Genomic DNA, 15,992 nt, shown 5'->3' with positions numbered 1-15,992 from the left:
CGCCACCCGCAAGCCCGCCACCCGCAAGCCCGCCACCCGCAAGCCCGCCACCCGCAAGCCCGCCACCCGCAAGCCCGCCACCCGCAAGCCCGCCGCGACCAAGCCGCAGCCCGCTGCGAAGGCCGTTGCTCCGAAGGAGCAGAAGCCCGCTGCCGCAAAGGCCGCGCCCGCGAAGCCCCAGCCCCAGCCCCAGCCGCAGCCGGAGCCCAAGACGCTCGTCGAGGCGCTGTCCACCGGGCAGGCGTGCCTCCTGAAGGTCCGGGCCAACGGCACCCGCCGCTCGCTGCCGTACCTCGCCGTGGGGACGGAGGGCCGGGCGCAGGCCGAGGCCGTCGCCAAGATGCGCGAGGACGGGCAGACCGTCGACGCGATCGCCGAGGCGCTCAAGGTGTCCACCGCAACCGCACGCCGGTTCATCACGAACCTGGACCTCGCTCGGGCCGTGGAAGCGGGCCAGCACGACAAGGGCTGGAAGCCCGGCACCCGCGAGGTCGTGGTGCACGTCGTCACCGCCAAGCCGACCAAGGCGTAGCGCGCCACAGCACATCACTCCGAGAGGGGCTGGCCCGCGGGCTGGCCCCTCTCGACGGCTAATTGGGGATCGACTTGTCGAACTCGTTCCAGTGAACGCCTCGCAGCGCTTCCTCAATGGTCGAGTCCGGATTGCTCAGGCTATATGGCGGGAAGGGCTCGCCCGTAGGCTCCTCGTCTTTCACTTCGACCATGTAGCGGTTCGCGCCAGCGTCGGGGCCCGCATCCATAATCGTCAGCAGCAGATGCCGTTCACCGCCCTCCGCCGGTGTCCTCCTCGTCAGTTTGAAGTGACGCAGTGCGTAAGTTTCGAACGCACCAGACGCGTCGGTCACCAACTCCAGCAGATCGTCATCATCCATGCGTCGACCTTAGGCGATGACCAACTTGCGGCGAGACGAATGCGCCGTCGGCCCCCCTGGGCCGCCCTACCTGCGTTCCGCGTTCTACGGCCCGATCGCGTTCGGGGTCGGGCAGCCTGGCCGGTCGGCGCCTCGTTAGGTGCGTGCCCGTCAGCAGAGGGCAAGCGCGGCGTCGATCAATGGAAGGACGATCTGCCCGCGCTTCGTGATGGGGCGGATGTCCGGGTAGTCCTGTTGTGCTTGCCCATTCAGTGCGTACTCGTCGCCGTTGAGCGTGATGAAGGTGACCGACCCGGCGCCCTCCCCAAAGCTCTCCGGACAGGCGAGGAAACCGGCAGGAACTGTCAGCGGCCACGCCAGCCCGTACTCGCTACTGGGGTAGTCGTCGCGCGTCACGAAACCCTCGTCGTCGCGGAAGTCCTCGTAAGGATCTTCCTCAGCAGTAGGCGCTTCAGTCGGTGTCGGCTCCGACGTCGTTTCCTCAGGCGTCGGGCTCGCGGTGACCGTCTCAGTCACTGTCTCGGTCACCGTCGCCGTTACGGTTTCAGTTGGGGCGGCTGCCTCGTTCTCACTTTCGCCGCACGCGGTTAGGGCCAATGCCAGCATCGCCATCCCGAGCGCCGTCCTCATGGGCCTCACCCTAGGCAACATCCGATTCGCTCGTGCGCAGAGAGCCAGTCACCCGTCGAGCGGGTGCGGGTTGGTGCGGTAGAAGTCGCGGAGCGACTGCACGGTGACGCAGCCGCGCTCGTCCGTGGCGAGCTTGCCGCTGTCGATGAGGCCGCGGACGAACGAGGCGTCACGCTCCCACTTGGCGGGCGAGCTGTCCGATGGTGAGGCCGTCGCGGTAAGTCGCGGTGGGTGTGCTGGGCATAGTGGGCTCCTTCGGCTGGTCCTGGCCTACCAGTGCACAGAGGATCGGCCCCGTTCTGCGCTCGACGTGGTCTGCCCCGTGGTCGATTGCGGCCACACCGGCGCTGTCGAGCGGGGCGACCCTCCGCTACTTGAGGCGAGGCCTGAGGGAGCTCGGCGACTACGGTGCCTTCGTGAATGATGAAGCAGACGAGATCGAGCGCTTCACCGATCAAGCCAGATGGCTGTTCGCGTACCACGAGAGCCGGGGTGAGTCGCTCCATACCCGAGCTGTCGCCCTCCTCGGTTTCGTCGGCGTAACCCTTGCGCTTCTCCTCGGCTCCAACCTGCCCGAGGGTCTAGATGTCACCTGCTTGATGAAGGTGCTGTTCGCGCTGACCGTCGCTACCCTCCTGCTGGCCGGTGGATGCTGCCTCCTGACCTTCAAGACTCGGGAGTCGAAGGTGCCAAGCGTTAGTCAACTTCGTGAGAACTGGCAGGATTGGGTCGACGACAAGCGGCGGGGCACTGCGGCGAAGGATGTAGCGGAGATGCTCCTTCGAGCAAGAGAACTGCACGAAGACAGCGCAGTGGATTGGGCAATGAAGACCGCCGATTTCCGCGCCAGGTGGTTCGGGTACGCGGTCTTCTCCATGGGAGTGTCACTGGCCTCGCTTAGTGTGTTGCTGGTTGTGGTCGGACACCAGTTGTACTTCTAAGGAGACCCGTGAGCGAGCAAGAAGCCGAGTCGGCGGATGGTCAGAACGAGAACGAGGGCCTGGGGGACCTCCAGGAGTCCCGACTCGACTCAGTGACCGGTGGTGCCAGCCCGCGAAAGCCGCACATGGACCTTCAGGAGACGCAGCACGACACCATTCGCAAGGACGACAGCTCGGGCGGTCGCGAGACCAAGGAGGCCGGCGAAGGCGACCGCGACACCGCTGAGGACGGCTCATGAGTGATCGCGAGCCGGAGGTCGAGCCCGACGATGAAGGCGGGACCGATAGCGGCGACGAGCTGGTCGGCATGCAGACCTTGCAGAACAACGACTCGGACACCATCAAGCACTCGCAGGACCGCGACTCCGAGGACCGCGAGGACTGACACCCTCACGCCTCGTCCGCCGTGGGGAGGGCGGAGACGGTGGCGGTGTCGTCGCCGCACAGCCGCCCGACCAGGGCTTCCATGCGCGGGTCGCCGTCGTAGACGTGGCTGTAGAGATTCATCGTCGTGGTGATGTCCGCATGGCCCATCCAGTTCTTGAGCACGTGGGGAGGAACGCCCTCCATCGCGCGCAGCGTGGCGAACGTGTGCCGCAGGTCGTGGAAGCGGACCAGCGGGTGCCCGTCCTCGCCCATGAGGCCAGCGGCCTTGACTGCCGGGAGCCACTGCCGGTTCCGAAAGTTCTGGTAGTGGAAGAACGGGCTGGGTCCGGCGAACAGGTAGTCGTCGGGTCCGACGCGATGGGCGTCGGTGTGCTGGCCGATCTGCTCCATGACCGCCTTCGGCACCGGCACGCGCCGACCAGCCGCCCCGTCCGTCTTCGTCGTGCCCGCGCTCAGGATGCCGTTGAGGTCCTGCACCGTCTCCTCGACCTGGACCACGTTGCGCAGCCGGTCGACGTTGCGGACTCAGAGGCCTGCCAGCTCGCCGGCTCGGCAGCCTGCCCACAGCCCCACGAGACCGAACAGGCGGTGGCGGCCTGCGGGCAGGTGGCTGATAATGCGCTGTGCTTCGGGCAGCGTGAGCGTGTACGCCTTGAACTCCTTCCGCTTGACGCTGCGCAACTCCTTCCGCACTGCCGCCGCCGGATGCGTCCTGATGTAGTCCTCCTGCACCGCGTAGGTCAGCACAGCGTTGGCGCCGACGAGCCACCCTCGGCCGATTGACCCCGGTCGAATACGAGTTGACCATGCTCCCAACCGCCACCCAGGCGGCTTAACCCACCCTGTCACCGGATGGTGCAGCAGACCCCGGCACGCCGGAGCACTACTAAGTCCGACCACCTGGACCCGCGCGGGACGCCTTTCCGCACCGTGGTCGTGTGGTCCGAAGTGGTCCCGACCCGTGGGGATGGGGAGCGCCGGTGGCGGTGCTCACGGCCTCATTCGCCGATTTACCAGGCGAAACAGTGGTTGTGGGTGGTGCCCCAGGCAAGAGTCGAACTTGCGACCTTTCGCTTAGGAGGCGGCTGCTCTATCCACTGAGCTACTGGGGCGGGTGCGTCGTGCGCGCCGACATCCTGCCACGTCACCGACCTCCCTCCGCGCGCAGACCGCGATAAGCGGCACGTCCGGCGCGGCGGTTGGGCGCGCGAGGTGATTTGGGTGTAACGCGGCTGTCGCCGCACACTAGGTCGACCCGTCTACCGTGGGTCCGCATCCCCGACTCCCGAGGTGACAGTGCCCGACCAGACCGAGCACGGCTCGACCGGCCAGCCCGACGTGGCGACTCCCGACACCGCCGTGACCCGCACCGGGAAGCGACGCGCACGACGACGCCGCTCCCACACGGTCCTCAAGGTCGTGCTCACCACGGTGCTCGTGCTCGGCATGGTGTCGGGGCTGTCGGTGACCTACCTCTACCGCCACCTCAGCGGCAACCTCACGGTGCTCGACATCGACGACCAGATCGTGGGCGAGCGCCCCGACAAGGTCGAGGTGGCCGGACCCCAGGAGCCGCTCAACATCCTCGTCATGGGCTCCGACAGCCGCGACGGGGAGGGCAACAACATCGACGGGCTCACCGGCGGCGGCGAGCGCTCCGACACCACGATCTTCCTGCACCTCTCGGCCGACCGCGAGCGCGCCTACGGCGTGAGCATCCCGCGCGACTCGATGGTCGACCGCGCCAGCTGCAAGACCGGCGACGGCGAGACCATCCCGGCGGCGTCCTACCAGATGTGGAACACCGCCTTCGAGCTCGCCGGGCCCGCCTGCACGGTCCAGCAGTTCGAGCACCTCACCGACATCCGCCTCGACCACTTCGTCGTCGTCGACTTCGAGGGCTTCGAGGACATGGTCGACGCCGTGGGCGGCGTCGAGATGTGCATCCCCGAGACCATCGACGACCGGGCCCACGGGATCTACCTCGAGGCCGGCACCCGCGAGCTCGAGGGCCGCGAGGCGCTCAACTACGTGCGCGAGCGCTACGCCGTCTCCGGCGGCAGCGACATCGGTCGCATGAAGCGCCAGCAGGCCTTCATCGCCTCCATGGCCCACACCGTGGTCTCGGCCAACACCCTGGCCAACCCCGCACGGCTGCTCGGCTTCCTCGAGGCCGCCACCGAGTCGCTCACCCTCGACGACGACATGGGCAGCCTGGCCAAGATCGCCAAGCTGGGCTACGAGTTCCGCGACATCGGGCTGGACAAGATCCAGTTCCTCACCATCCCCAACACCGTCGACCCCACCGACCCCAACCGGCTGGTGTGGACCGACCAGGCCAACGACGTCTGGAACGCGCTGCGCAAGGACGAGCCCCTCACCAAGGGGCTCACCAGCAGCGCCATCAGCGCCGGCAACGTGCCCGGCACGACCGGGGCCGGCGGCTCCGGCGGCAGCGGTGGCGGCGGCGGGGCCGGCGCTGAGGCGAAGGCCGAGGAGCTGCGCGCCGCCGGTCTGTGCGCCTGATGGCGACCGCGGGCGACACGCCGGGCGACCTCCCGGCCGAGACGGCGTGGCAGCGCCGCAAGCGCCTGGCCGAGATCTTCGGCGACGCGCTCCCCGAGACCACCCGCGACGAGCGGGACGCCTCGGGGGAGCGCGAGCGTCGCGACGGCGACACCTGGCTGCGCGAGCAGGTGCCGCCGCACCACGGGTCCTGACCGACGGGTCCCGGCCCGCCGGGCGGGCCGGGCCCGGGTCAGGCGCCGGGGGTCTGCTGGCCCTTGAGCGCGTCGCGGATCTCGCGCAACAGCATCGTGTCCTCGGGCGTGCCGGGAGGAGCGCTCGGGAAGTAGCGCTCCTTGGCCTTGGTGAAGGGCGTGACGATGAAGAAGTAGACGACCGCGGCCATGATCACGAACGAGATGAGCGCGGTCAGCCACGCGCCGACCGAGACCCCGCCGGGGTTGTACTCGGAGAAGTTCGGCGTGCCCCCGATCTTGCCGATCAGGTCCATGATGACCGTGACGGTCGCGGTGACCACGGAGGCGAAGGCGGCGGCCATGATGAAGGCCGTGGCCAGCTCGACCAGGTTGCCGCGGAGCAGGAAGTTCTTGAATCCACCGAGCATGGGCTCTCCCTCGGGTGCGCGGGACGAGCCGGTCCCGCCCCGGGCGGCACGCTAGCGGGCCCACGCCCAGGTGAGGAAGGTGCGCACGGCCGCATCGGCCAGGCCCGCGACCAGCACGTCGGGTGCGGCGACCACCACCACGCGACCGGTCGTCCCCAGCCCCGCGCCTCCCTGGCCGCCGGTGCCGGTCGACGCCGCGTCACCCGGCAGCGCGACCACCTGCACGCCCGGCGCCACCACCCGGGGCTCGGCGCCCTGCGGGTCGGTGGCGATGAGGTCGATCCGGTCGCCCACGCGCAGCAGGCCGGCCATCTCGGCGTCGGGCAGCCGCACCGGCACCGCGGTGAGGCCCTCGGGGGCGAGGGCGGGCCCGACCAGGCGCACGTCGGTCACGGCCTCGCCGCGGCGCAGCGGCGCCGCGAGGACCCGCCCCACCGGGTCGGGCGCCAGGCCGGCCGGCTGCGTGCCCGGCACCTGCTCGACGCGCACCAGGTCGGCGGCGGTGAGCTCGGTGCCGGCCGGCAGGTCGTGCGCCGCCACGAGCAGCGGGCGGGTCGGCGCCGCCGGGGCGGTCGCGGCCCGGAGGCCGGCGACCACCGCGATCGCGGTCAGCAGCGCGGCGAGCACCCGGCGCCGGGCGAGCACGGCGCGCCGGACGGCGCGCAACGGCTCCCGCCACCGGCGACGCGACGGGGCGTGGGGCCCGTCGGCAGCCGTCGTGCGTGGCCGGTCGGCGACGGACGCGGGGAAGGAGCGCATGGCCCGACGCTAGGCCGGATCACCGGGCCGTGCGGCGGCCTCTCCACAGGCGCGGTGCCCGGCCGGTCGGCCCGGGTCAGCTCGAGCTGGTGGCCGGCTTCGCGGAGGAGGACGAGGACGACGAGGAGGTCGACGGCGTGGAGGACGAGCCCGACGAGGACGAGCCGGAGTCCGACCCCTTCGACGAGCCCGACCCGCCCGAGGCGGCCGGCGCGGCGGGCGTGGTCGAGGACGACCCGGCGTCGGAGGAGGTCGTGGTGGAGCGGCTGTCGTTGCGGTAGAAGCCGGAGCCCTTGAAGACGACGCCCACGGCGTTGAACACCTTGCGCAGGCGCCCGTGGCACTGGGGGCACTCGGTGAGCGAGGCGTCGGAGAAGCTCTGGAACTGCTCGAAGGCGTGCCCGCACTCGGTGCAGGCGTACTGGTAGGTCGGCACGGTTCTCCCCGGTCGGACTCGACGGCTTCCGGGGGAGGGATTGGCACTCCGACCCGGCGACTGCCAATGCTACGCCAAGGCACAATGAGGTCCACCATGACCGACCCCGCCGCCCCGTCCTCGCCCGATCCGACCCAGGTCGGCCCGGCCTCGTGGCCGCGGCGCACCCGCCGGGCCTGGGCCTCCGGCTGGGTCGTCTTCCGCGGCCTGCCCCGCTCGCTGCGCGTCTCGACGTACGTCGTGGTGGGTCTCGTGCTGGTGCTGCTCGCGGGCCTGGTGACGGCCACGGTGGTGGTGCGCCGGCCCTTCCCGCAGACCACGGGCGAGGCCAGCCTGCCGGGCCTGGAGGGCGAGGTGGAGGTCGTGCGCGACGACCACGGCGTGCCCCAGCTCTACGGCGACTCGGTGGAGGACCTCGTGCGCGCCCAGGGCTACGTGCAGGCCCAGGAGCGCTTCTACGAGATGGACGTGCGCCGTCACGCCACCGCCGGCCGGCTGGCCGAGCTCTTCGGCGAGGCCGCCCTGGAGAGCGACCTGGTGGTGCGCACGATGGGCTGGCGCCGGGTGGCCGAGGAGGAGCTCGGCCTGCTCGAGCCCGAGACCCGCGCCGCGCTGGAGGCCTACAGCGAGGGCGTCAACGCCTACCTCGACCAGCACGACCCCTCCGAGATCGCGATCGAGTACACCCTGCTCGACCTCAGCGGCCTCGACTACCGCCCCGCCGACTGGACGCCGGTGGACTCCCTGGCCTGGCTCAAGGCCATGGCGTGGGACCTGCGCGGCAACATGTCCGACGAGATCGACCGGGTGCTCACCGCCGCCGACGTCGGCCCGGAGCGCGCCGCCGAGCTCTGGCCGCCCTACCCGTACGACGAGCACGCGCCGATCGTCGACCAGGGGGCGGTGGTGGACGACGTCTTCGAGCAGGACGCCGAGCGGGGCGGCTCCCGCAACCCGGTCCGCCCGCCGTGGCGCGCCGACCAGGTCGCGGCCCTGCGCGCGGTCGGTCGCGGTCTGGAGGACCTGCCGGCGTGGCTGGGGCGCGGCGACGGCGTCGGCAGCAACTCCTGGGTCGTCGACGGCGAGCACTCCACGACCGGCGCGCCGATCCTGGCCAACGACCCCCACCTCGGGGTCGGGCTGCCCGGGGTCTGGATGCAGATGGGCCTGCACTGCCGCACGGTGTCGCCCGCCTGCGCCCTCGACGTCGCCGGCTTCACCTTCTCCGGGGTGCCGGGGGTGGTGATCGGCCACAACGCCGACATCGCCTGGGGCTTCACCAACCTCGGCCCCGACGTCACCGACCTCTACCTCGAGCGCGTCGACGGCGACAGCTGGATCCAGGACGGCGAGCGCCGCCCGCTGCGCACGCGCACCGAGACCGTGGAGGTGCGCGACGGCGACGACGTGAGGCTCGAGGTGCGCGCCACCGCCCACGGGCCGATCCTCTCCGACGTCTCCGAGGCGATCGGCCGGGTCGCCGACGCCGAGGCGGCCGACCCGCCCGGGGGAGCGGTGCGCGAGGGCGAGGAGCTCGCGGTGTCGCTGCAGTGGACCGCGCTGCGCCCGGCCCCGACCGCCGACGCGATCCTCCAGCTGAACCTGGCCACCGACTGGGACTCCTTCCGGGCCGCGGCCTCCTCCTTCGCCGTGCCGGCGCAGAACCTCGTCTACGCCGACCGCGAGGGCCACATCGGCTACCAGGCGCCGGGGCGGATCCCGATCCGCAAGTCGGGCAACGACGGGCGGCTGCCCGCCGCGGGCTGGCGCTCGGAGAACGACTGGACCGGTGACTACCTGCCCTTCAGCTCGCTGCCCCACGTGCTCGACCCCGAGGACGGCTTCGTCGTCACCGCCAACCAGGCCGTGGTCGCGCAGGACTTCCCCTCCTTCTTCACCGACGACTGGGACCGCGGCTACCGCTCCCAGCGCATCCGCGACGTGCTGGAGGACCGCTTCGCCGACGGCGGCACGGTGTCGGTGGGCGACATGACCGACCTGCAGCTCGACACCGCCAGCGCGCTGGGGCCGGTGCTCACGCCGTACCTGCTCCAGCAGCGGATGCCCGGCGGCTACTACACCGGCGGGCAGCGCCAGCTGCGCGACTGGGACTTCACCCAGCCCGCCGAGGGTCCGCAGAGCGCGGCGGCGGCCTACTTCAACGTCGTGTGGCGCACGGTGCTGCAGCAGACCTTCGACGACGAGCTCTCACCCGAGGTGCGCCCCGACGGCGGTCAGCGCTGGTGGGCCGTCATGGAGCGGCTGCTGCGCGAGCCCCGGGACCCGTGGTGGGACGACGTCACCACCGAGGACGTGGTCGAGACCCGCGACGACGTGCTGCGCCAGTCGATGCTCGACGCCCGCGACGAGCTGACGCGCCTCGACGCCCACGACGCCGACGACTGGGAGTGGGGCCACCTGCACCGCCTCGAGCTGCGCGAGCAGACCCTCGGCGACTCCGGCATCGCGCCGGTGGAGTGGCTGGTCAACCGTGGCGGGTGGAAGGCCGGTGGCGGCGGCTCCGCGGTCGACGCCACGGCGTGGGACGCCGCCGAGGGCTACACCGTGACCGCGGCCCCCTCGATGCGGATGGTGGTGTCGCTGGCCGAACTCGACGACTCGCGGTGGATCAACCTCACCGGCGTCAGCGGCCACCCCTTCCACCCCCACTACACCGACCAGACCGACCTGTGGGCGCGCGGCGAGACCCTGGCCTGGGCCTTCAGCCCCGACGCCGTGCGCGCCGCCGCCGACGACACGATGACGCTGGCGCCCGCCCAGGAGTAGACCCGAGGAGCAGGCCGCGTGTCAGGCCGCTGGTCAGCGCAGTCGCACCACGCCGGCGGGGCTGACGGCGGCGGTGACGGGGAGGTCGTGGGCGTCGACGGGCACGTCGAGGCCGACCTCCTCGTCGTGCAGCAGCACGCAGGTGAAGGTGCCGACCGGCACCCGCGCGAGCGCCCGGTCGTAGGAGCCGCCCCCGCGGCCGAGCCGGTCCCCGCGCGGTGAGACGGCCAGGCCCGGCACGAGCACCACGTCGGCGGTCGCGACGGACTCGGGGCCCAGCCTCCGGCCGACGGGCTCCAGCAGGCCCCGGCCGGCGCGGGCGAGCGAGCCCGGCCCGGCGTACGCCGCCCAGTCGAGGTCGTCGTCGGGGAGCAGCACGGGCAGCAGCACGCGGCGCCCCGAGGCCTCGAGGGCGTCGAGCAGGGGAGCGGTGCCGGGCTCGTCGCCGACCGCGACGTAGGCCGCGACCGTGGCCGCGCGGCGCACCTCGGGCGCGGCCAGCAGGTGGGCCGCCACGGCCGCCGCGACCTCCGCCCGCTCGCTCAGCGGGCGCCGACGACGGGCGGTGACGAGCCGGTCGCGCAGGGCGGTCTTGGCCGCGGATCGGGCGGGAGGTTGCGAGGCGGCCACCCCGGAAGCCTACGATCGACATCATGGGTTCACCTGGCTTGCACATGGCGCGCGACAAGATGGCCGCCGCGGGGGTCGACGAGGTCGCGATCGACACGTTCTCCCACTACTACCGCCTCCTCGAGCACGGCGAGACCGGGATGATCCCGGAGTCGACCATCGAGCCGGTCGACATGGAGTCGCTGGCCGACGTCGAGGTCTCCGACGAGGTCGCCGCGCAGGCCATCCGCACCACCGCGGTGATCAAGCTCAACGGCGGCCTCGGCACCTCGATGGGCATGGACCGCGCCAAGTCGCTGCTGTGCGTGCGCCGCGGGCTGTCCTTCCTCGACATCATCGCCCGCCAGGTGCTGCACCTGCGCACGCAGTACGACGCCACCCTGCCGCTGATCTTCATGAACTCCTTCCGCACCTCGGGCGACACCATGGCCGCCCTCGCGCGCTACGACGACCTGCCGGTCGCCGGTCTGCCGCTGGAGTTCCTGCAGAACAAGGAGCCCAAGCTGCGGCTCAAGGACCTCGCCCCGGTCGAGTACCCCAAGGACCCCGACCTGGAGTGGTGTCCGCCCGGGCACGGTGACCTCTACACCGCGCTGCGGGGCACGGGCCTGCTCGACGAGCTGATCGCGGCGGGCTACGAGCGCGTCTTCGTCTCCAACTCCGACAACCTCGGCGCCGTGCCCGACGCCCGGGTCGCCGGCTGGTTCGCCGCGAGCGGCGCGCCCTTCGCCATCGAGGCCGTGCGCCGCACCCCCTCGGACCGCAAGGGCGGCCACTTCGCGCGCCGTCGCTCCGACGGCCGGATCGTGCTGCGCGAGACCGCGCAGACCCTCGACGCCGACAAGGACGCCCTGGCCGACCTCGACCGGCACCGGTTCTGCTCGACCAACAACCTGTGGTTCGACCTGGCCGCGATGAAGGCGGCCCTCGACCAGCGCGACGGCATCCTCGGCCTGCCCATGATCCGCAACGTCAAGAACGTCGACCCCGGCGACAAGTCCACCACCGAGGTCGTGCAGATCGAGACCGCGATGGGCGCCGCGATCGAGGTCTTCGAGGGCTCCACGCTCATCGAGGTCGGGCGCGACCGCTTCGTGCCGGTCAAGACGACCAACGACCTGCTGGTGCTGCGCTCCGACGTCTACGACCTGGGGCGCGACTTCGTGCTCGACCAGACCGCCGACGAGGTGCCCTTCGTCGACCTCGACGGCGACTTCTACAAGCTGGTCGGCGAGTTCGACAAGCGCTTCCCCGAGGGCGCGCCCTCGATGAAGGGCGCCTCCTCGCTGCGCGTCGAGGGCGACTTCACCTTCGGCAAGGGCGTGCAGGTCGTCGGCGACGTCGCGCTCTCGGCGCGCTCGGCCCAGCGCCTGCCCGGCGGCGAGGTCCTCACCGGCGAGGGCTCCACGGCCGGCGCCACCGACGGTCGTGCCCGTGGCTGACGCCCCGATCACCGTCGAGCAGCACCTCGCGCGGGTGCTCGAGGCGATCACCCCGCTGGGCCACGTGCAGCAGCCGCTGATGGAGACCCTCGGCCTCGCGGCAGCCGAGTCGGTCACCGCCGGCATCGCGCTGCCCTCCTTCGACAACTCCGCCATGGACGGCTACGCCGTGCGCCACGCCGACGTCGCCGACGCCGGCGAGGAGTCGCCCGTCGAGCTGCCCGTGGTCGGCGAGATCGGTGCCGGCAACGCCCAGCTGCTGACGCTGCCCCCCGGCACGGCGGCCAAGATCATGACCGGCGCGCCGGTGCCCAGCGGCGCCGACTGCGTCGTGCCCTACGAGTGGACCGACCACGGGGTCGCGCGCGTGCGCATCGAGCGCTCGCCCTCGCCGGGCCAGCACGTGCGGGTGGCCGGCGACGACGTCTCGGTGGGCGACCTGCTCATCGAGGAGGGCACCGTCCTGGGCCCGCGCCACCTCGGGCTGCTCGCCTCGGTGGGCCGCGCCAGCGTCGCCTCCCGGCCCCGCCCGCGGGTGGTCATCCTCTCCACCGGCACCGAGCTGCGCGAGCCCGGGCAGCCGCTGGGCCACGACTCGATCTACGACGGCAACTCCTACCTCCTGGCCGCCGCCGCGCGTCGCGCCGGGGCGCTGGCCTACCGCGTCGGGATCGTGCCCGACCAGCCGCGCGCCTTCCTCGACGCGCTGGCCGACCAGCTCGTGCGCGCCGACGTCGTGGTGACCTCGGGCGGGGTCTCGATGGGCGACTTCGACGTGGTCAAGGAGGCGCTGCGGCCGCTGGGCACGGTGTGGTTCGGCCCCGTGGCGATGCAGCCGGGCAAGCCTCAGGGCTTCGGCACCGTGGGCGACGACGCCACGCCGATCTTCTGCCTGCCGGGCAACCCGGTGTCCTCCTACATCTCCTTCGAGATGTTCGTGCTGCCGGCGCTGCGCAAGATGATGGGCATCACCCCCCACTCCCGCCCCCTGGTGCAGGCCCGGCTGACCCACGCCATCACCTCGCCGCCGGGTCGGCGCCAGTTCCTGCGCGGGGAGTACGACGCCGCCTCGGGGCAGGCCACCGTCACCCCGGTCGGCGGGTCGGGCTCGCACCTGGTCGGCGACCTCGCGGCCTCCGACGCGCTCATCGTGGTGCCCGAGGACACGCTGTCGATCGGCGCCGGCGAGCCGGTGCAGGTCATCCGGCTCGACGAGGAGTTCTGATGGGCGAGCGCCCGGGCGGGCTCACCCACGTCGACGAGACCGGCGCCGCGCGCATGGTCGACGTCTCGGCCAAGGCCGTCACCGCCCGCACGGCCTCGGCCTCCGGGCGGGTGCTCGTCTCGCCCGAGGTGGTCCGCCTGCTGCGCGGGGAGGGCGTGCCGAAGGGCGACGCGCTGGCCGTGGCCCGCATCGCCGGCATCATGGGCGCCAAGCAGACCCCCGCCCTGATCCCCCTGTGCCACCCGCTCGCGGTCTCCGGCGTCACCGTCGACCTCGCCGTGGCCGACGACGCCGTGGAGATCCTCGCGACCGTGCGCACCACCGACCGCACCGGCGTGGAGATGGAGGCGCTCACCGCGGTCTCGGTCGCCGCGCTCACGGTCGTCGACATGGTCAAGGCGGTCGACAAGGGCGCGGTGATCACCGACGTGCGCGTCGAGACCAAGACCGGCGGGAAGTCGGGGGACTGGGCGCGATGACCCCCGACCCGACCGACCAGACCGACCAGGCCGCCCCGACGGTCCGCCGCGCCCTGCCCGCCGCCGTGGTGGTGGCCTCCAACCGCGCCTCCGCCGGCGTGTACGCCGACACCACGGGACCGCTCATCGTCGAGGCCCTCCTCGGGCTGGGCTTCGAGGTCGGCGAGCCGGCGGTCGTGCCCGACGGGGAGCCGGTCGCCGCGGCGATCCGCAGCGCGGTCGAGGCGGGGGCCCGCGTGGTCCTCACCACCGGCGGCACCGGCCTCACCCCCACCGACCGCACCCCGGAGGCCACCCGCAGCGTGGTCGAGCGCGAGGTGCCGGGCATCGCCGAGGCCATCCGTGCGCACGGCGTCGCCCAGGGCGTGCCGACGGCGATGCTGTCGCGCGGGATCGCCGGCGTCGTCGGCACCACCCTGGTCGTCAACCTCCCCGGCTCGCGCGGCGGCGTCAAGGACGGCCTGGCGGTGCTGACGCCCGTGCTGGTGCACGCGGCCGAGCAGGTCGTGGGGAGCGACCATTGAGCCGTGACCAGCGCCCCCCGCGGTCGGCCTGGCCGGTGGCCCTGCGCCACGAGGAGGTCACCGTGCGTCCGCTGCGCCGCGGCGACGCCGACGCCTGGCGCGCGACGAGGCGTCGCAACGCCGCCTGGCTGATGCCGTGGGACGCCACGGTGCCGCCGGGCGGCGACGACCGGCCCACGACCTTCCGGGCGCTGGTGCGCCGGCTGCACCGCCAGGCCCGCCACGACACGACGTACCCCTTCGTCGTCGAGGTGGACGGCCGCTTCGTGGGCCAGGTGACCGTCAACAACGTGGTGCGGGGCTCCGCGCTCTTCGCCTCGGTGGGCTACTGGCTCGACCGCGACGCCGCGGGACGCGGCATCATGCCGCGCGCCGTGGCGATGGTCATCGACCACTGCTTCACCGGGCTGGGCCTGCACCGCATCGAGGTCGCGATCCGCCCGGAGAACTCCAACTCCCTGCGCGTGGTCGAGAAGCTGGGGCTCACCGAGGTCGGCTACGCCCCGCGCTACCTCCACATCGACGGCGCCTGGCGCGACCACCGGCTCTACGCCGTCACCGCCGAGGACTGCCCCGACGGTCTGCTGCGCCGGGTGGTCTGAGCCCGCTCCCGGCAGCTGATCTGCGACACACGGGTTGACATCCGAGAGCCCCTGAGGCAGTGAACCTAGGCTGCGGGGGTGGACCTGAGCGCATTCATCTTCCTCGCCCTCGCCGTGGCGTGGGCCGTCTACCTGGTCCCGAAGGCCCTGCGCCACCACGACGAGGTGACGCGGAGCCGCTCGGTGGAGCGCTTCTCCCAGAGCATGCGGGTGCTGGCCCGGCGCGAGCCGGTCGACCGGCGCGACGCACGCCTGGTGGTGCAGCCCGGCCGGGCGCCCTCGGGCCCCGTGGTGACCACCAAGGGCGGTGCCGCGGCCGGCCCCGCAGGCGAGGCCGTGCGCCTGGAGTCCACGGTGTCCGTCTCCTCCCCGGCACCCGCGCCCCCGACCGACGCGACGGTCGACGCCGCCGGCGCTCCGACCCGTACGCCGTCGCCGGTGGCCCGTCGCGCGGCCGCGCGCAGCGCCGCGCGCCGCCGTCGCAACGTGCTGGCCGTCCTGCTGCTGGCCCTCGTCGTGGTCGGCGTGCTCGCCGCCACCGCGGTGGTCTCCTGGTGGTCGCTCACCGCCCCCGGCGCCCTGCTGGTGGCCTGGCTGGTGGCCTGCCGGCTGATGGTGCGCCAGGAGCGCGGTCTGGGCCGCGCCCGCCGCGCGCCCGCCACCCCGGCCGGCACCGCTGCCGCCGGGACCGGCGGGACCGGCGCGACCGAGGACGCCCCCCACGCCGCCGTCACCTTCGTCTCCGAGGTCGTGCTCGACGTGGCCCTGGCCGCCGGGCCCCTCGAGGCGCCCGCACCGGAGCCGCGCGAGGAGTTCGAGCTGCCCGGCGAGGTGACCGAGGAGATCAGCGCCGTGCAGGCCGACCCCACCCCGGACGCCGCCCTGTGGGACCCCGTGCCGGTCACGCTGCCCACCTACGTCTCCAAGCCCGCGGCGGCCCGCCGCACGGTGCGCACCATCGACCTCGACGACACCGGCGTGTGGACCTCCGGGCGCTCCGAGGCCGACTCGGCGCTGGCCCGCGAGGCCGACGACCAGGCCCGCGCCGCCAAGGCCGCCCGCGAGGAGGGGGCCTCGCGCCGCACGGGCTCCTGACGGGCATCGGATTCGTGACGGCGCCGCGACGG

Annotated in this window: 20 protein-coding genes, 1 tRNA gene and 1 pseudogene; 13 read left to right on the top strand and 9 right to left on the bottom strand. The window is 72.6% G+C overall.

Annotated elements, in window-relative coordinates:
• Positions 1 to 532, top strand: a pseudogene (locus tag ASF50_RS19315) (hypothetical protein); the annotation flags it as partial.
• Between the two features lie 58 nt (positions 533 to 590).
• Here the strand turns inward: ASF50_RS19315 and ASF50_RS14950 are convergent.
• Positions 591 to 893 (bottom strand): hypothetical protein, encoded by a 303-nt coding sequence (locus tag ASF50_RS14950; RefSeq protein WP_056904917.1) that lies wholly within the window; start codon positions 891 to 893, stop codon positions 591 to 593.
• A 150-nt stretch (positions 894 to 1,043) separates the two neighbouring features.
• Positions 1,044 to 1,523, bottom strand: a complete 480-nt coding sequence (locus ASF50_RS14945) for a hypothetical protein (RefSeq protein ID WP_156718306.1) — start codon at positions 1,521 to 1,523, stop codon at positions 1,044 to 1,046.
• 416 nt (positions 1,524 to 1,939) lie between these two features.
• Here ASF50_RS14945 and ASF50_RS14940 point away from each other — a divergent pair, with 416 nt between their 5' ends.
• Genes ASF50_RS14940 through ASF50_RS19125 form a run of 3 tightly spaced genes read left to right on the top strand, consistent with a single transcriptional unit; the run spans position 1,940 to position 2,849 of the window.
• Positions 1,940 to 2,464, top strand: a complete 525-nt coding sequence (locus tag ASF50_RS14940) for a hypothetical protein (protein ID WP_156718305.1) — start codon at positions 1,940 to 1,942, stop codon at positions 2,462 to 2,464.
• 8 nt (positions 2,465 to 2,472) lie between these two features.
• Complete coding sequence (locus tag ASF50_RS14935; protein WP_056904914.1) at positions 2,473 to 2,703, top strand: hypothetical protein; 231 nt, start codon at positions 2,473 to 2,475, stop codon at positions 2,701 to 2,703.
• Entirely contained in the window at positions 2,700 to 2,849 is a 150-nt protein-coding gene (locus ASF50_RS19125; protein WP_156718304.1) for a hypothetical protein, read from the top strand. Before ASF50_RS14935 ends, ASF50_RS19125 begins: the two co-directional genes overlap by 4 nt.
• A 5-nt stretch (positions 2,850 to 2,854) precedes the next feature.
• Here the strand turns inward: ASF50_RS19125 and ASF50_RS14930 are convergent, their stop codons facing one another.
• The 3 genes from ASF50_RS14930 to ASF50_RS14920 all read right to left on the bottom strand — a co-directional run bounded on the left by ASF50_RS14930 (position 2,855) and on the right by ASF50_RS14920 (position 3,963).
• Positions 2,855 to 3,349 carry a tyrosine-type recombinase/integrase gene (locus ASF50_RS14930; RefSeq protein ID WP_056904913.1) on the bottom strand — a complete coding sequence of 165 codons (495 nt, stop codon included), beginning with the start codon at positions 3,347 to 3,349 and terminating at the stop codon, positions 2,855 to 2,857.
• A 27-nt stretch (positions 3,350 to 3,376) separates the two neighbouring features.
• Positions 3,377 to 3,598 (bottom strand): hypothetical protein, encoded by a 222-nt coding sequence (locus tag ASF50_RS14925; protein WP_056904912.1) that lies wholly within the window; start codon positions 3,596 to 3,598, stop codon positions 3,377 to 3,379.
• A gap of 289 nt (positions 3,599 to 3,887) precedes the next feature.
• Positions 3,888 to 3,963 (bottom strand) — tRNA-Arg (locus ASF50_RS14920).
• Between the two features lie 178 nt (positions 3,964 to 4,141).
• Here ASF50_RS14920 and ASF50_RS14915 point away from each other — a divergent pair.
• Together ASF50_RS14915 and ASF50_RS14910 are read left to right on the top strand one after the other, a co-directional pair.
• Complete coding sequence (locus ASF50_RS14915) at positions 4,142 to 5,377, top strand: LCP family protein (protein WP_235557678.1); 1,236 nt, start codon at positions 4,142 to 4,144, stop codon at positions 5,375 to 5,377.
• Positions 5,377 to 5,571 (top strand): hypothetical protein, encoded by a 195-nt coding sequence (locus ASF50_RS14910; RefSeq protein ID WP_056865804.1) that lies wholly within the window; start codon positions 5,377 to 5,379, stop codon positions 5,569 to 5,571. Before ASF50_RS14915 ends, ASF50_RS14910 begins: the two co-directional genes overlap by 1 nt.
• A gap of 38 nt (positions 5,572 to 5,609) precedes the next feature.
• Here ASF50_RS14910 and ASF50_RS14905 read toward each other — a convergent pair whose 3' ends face one another.
• The 3 genes from ASF50_RS14905 to ASF50_RS14895 form a co-directional block, all read right to left on the bottom strand.
• On the bottom strand, positions 5,610 to 5,981 hold the full coding sequence (locus ASF50_RS14905) for an MscL family protein (RefSeq protein WP_056865712.1): 372 nt from the start codon (positions 5,979 to 5,981) through the stop codon (positions 5,610 to 5,612).
• A gap of 51 nt (positions 5,982 to 6,032) precedes the next feature.
• Positions 6,033 to 6,740 carry an SAF domain-containing protein gene (locus ASF50_RS14900; protein ID WP_082500538.1) on the bottom strand — a complete coding sequence of 236 codons (708 nt, stop codon included), beginning with the start codon at positions 6,738 to 6,740 and terminating at the stop codon, positions 6,033 to 6,035.
• Positions 6,741 to 6,816: 76 nt separating this feature from the next.
• A complete protein-coding gene (locus ASF50_RS14895; RefSeq protein ID WP_056904911.1) occupies positions 6,817 to 7,176 on the bottom strand; it encodes an FmdB family zinc ribbon protein in 360 nt (119 codons plus the stop codon).
• 96 nt (positions 7,177 to 7,272) lie between these two features.
• On the opposite strand from ASF50_RS14895, the gene ASF50_RS14890 reads away from it, so the two are divergent.
• A complete protein-coding gene (locus ASF50_RS14890) occupies positions 7,273 to 9,963 on the top strand; it encodes a penicillin acylase family protein (RefSeq protein ID WP_082503206.1) in 2,691 nt (896 codons plus the stop codon).
• Between the two features lie 33 nt (positions 9,964 to 9,996).
• Here the strand turns inward: ASF50_RS14890 and ASF50_RS14885 are convergent, their stop codons facing one another.
• Positions 9,997 to 10,593: a 5-formyltetrahydrofolate cyclo-ligase gene (locus tag ASF50_RS14885; RefSeq protein ID WP_056904910.1), complete on the bottom strand. Its 597-nt coding sequence runs from the start codon at positions 10,591 to 10,593 to the stop codon at positions 9,997 to 9,999.
• Positions 10,594 to 10,616: 23 nt separating this feature from the next.
• Here ASF50_RS14885 and ASF50_RS14880 point away from each other — a divergent pair, with 23 nt between their 5' ends.
• The 6 genes from ASF50_RS14880 (at position 10,617) to ASF50_RS14855 (ending at position 15,960) form a co-directional block, all read left to right on the top strand.
• On the top strand, positions 10,617 to 12,035 hold the full coding sequence (locus tag ASF50_RS14880) for a UTP--glucose-1-phosphate uridylyltransferase (protein WP_056904909.1): 1,419 nt from the start codon (positions 10,617 to 10,619) through the stop codon (positions 12,033 to 12,035).
• Positions 12,028 to 13,260 (top strand): gephyrin-like molybdotransferase Glp, encoded by a 1,233-nt coding sequence (glp, locus tag ASF50_RS14875; RefSeq protein WP_056865806.1) that lies wholly within the window; start codon positions 12,028 to 12,030, stop codon positions 13,258 to 13,260. The genes ASF50_RS14880 and glp overlap by 8 nt, the downstream gene beginning before the upstream one ends.
• Positions 13,260 to 13,739, top strand: coding sequence for a cyclic pyranopterin monophosphate synthase MoaC (gene moaC, locus ASF50_RS14870; RefSeq protein WP_056865717.1), 480 nt, complete (start codon positions 13,260 to 13,262; stop codon positions 13,737 to 13,739). The genes glp and moaC overlap by 1 nt, the downstream gene beginning before the upstream one ends.
• Positions 13,736 to 14,263, top strand: coding sequence for a molybdenum cofactor biosynthesis protein B (locus ASF50_RS14865; protein ID WP_082503205.1), 528 nt, complete (start codon positions 13,736 to 13,738; stop codon positions 14,261 to 14,263). Before moaC ends, ASF50_RS14865 begins: the two co-directional genes overlap by 4 nt.
• On the top strand, positions 14,260 to 14,865 hold the full coding sequence (locus tag ASF50_RS14860; RefSeq protein WP_227489022.1) for a GNAT family N-acetyltransferase: 606 nt from the start codon (positions 14,260 to 14,262) through the stop codon (positions 14,863 to 14,865). The genes ASF50_RS14865 and ASF50_RS14860 overlap by 4 nt, the downstream gene beginning before the upstream one ends.
• Positions 14,866 to 14,943: 78 nt before the next feature.
• Positions 14,944 to 15,960 (top strand): hypothetical protein, encoded by a 1,017-nt coding sequence (locus tag ASF50_RS14855; protein ID WP_056904908.1) that lies wholly within the window; start codon positions 14,944 to 14,946, stop codon positions 15,958 to 15,960.
• The last annotated feature ends 32 nt before the right edge of the window (positions 15,961 to 15,992 follow it).

The sequence above is a fragment of the Nocardioides sp. Leaf307 genome, from assembly GCF_001423135.1.
GTDB classification, from domain to species: domain Bacteria; phylum Actinomycetota; class Actinomycetes; order Propionibacteriales; family Nocardioidaceae; genus Nocardioides; species Nocardioides kribbensis.
Note: the sequence above shows the minus strand (reverse complement) of the source record. Positions and strands in the feature narration are given on the sequence as shown.

Coding starts and splice junctions, on each gene's coding strand:
- ASF50_RS14865 (WP_082503205.1), top strand. CDS start 13,736: ATGACCCCCGACCCGACCGACCAGACCGACCAGGCCGCCCCGACGGTC.
- ASF50_RS14890 (WP_082503206.1), top strand. CDS start 7,273: ATGACCGACCCCGCCGCCCCGTCCTCGCCCGATCCGACCCAGGTCGGC.
- ASF50_RS14950 (WP_056904917.1), bottom strand. CDS start 893: ATGGATGATGACGATCTGCTGGAGTTGGTGACCGACGCGTCTGGTGCG.
- ASF50_RS14900 (WP_082500538.1), bottom strand. CDS start 6,740: ATGCGCTCCTTCCCCGCGTCCGTCGCCGACCGGCCACGCACGACGGCT.
- moaC (WP_056865717.1), top strand. CDS start 13,260: ATGGGCGAGCGCCCGGGCGGGCTCACCCACGTCGACGAGACCGGCGCC.
- ASF50_RS14880 (WP_056904909.1), top strand. CDS start 10,617: ATGGGTTCACCTGGCTTGCACATGGCGCGCGACAAGATGGCCGCCGCG.
- ASF50_RS19125 (WP_156718304.1), top strand. CDS start 2,700: ATGAGTGATCGCGAGCCGGAGGTCGAGCCCGACGATGAAGGCGGGACC.
- ASF50_RS14945 (WP_156718306.1), bottom strand. CDS start 1,523: ATGAGGACGGCGCTCGGGATGGCGATGCTGGCATTGGCCCTAACCGCG.
- ASF50_RS14910 (WP_056865804.1), top strand. CDS start 5,377: ATGGCGACCGCGGGCGACACGCCGGGCGACCTCCCGGCCGAGACGGCG.
- ASF50_RS14905 (WP_056865712.1), bottom strand. CDS start 5,981: ATGCTCGGTGGATTCAAGAACTTCCTGCTCCGCGGCAACCTGGTCGAG.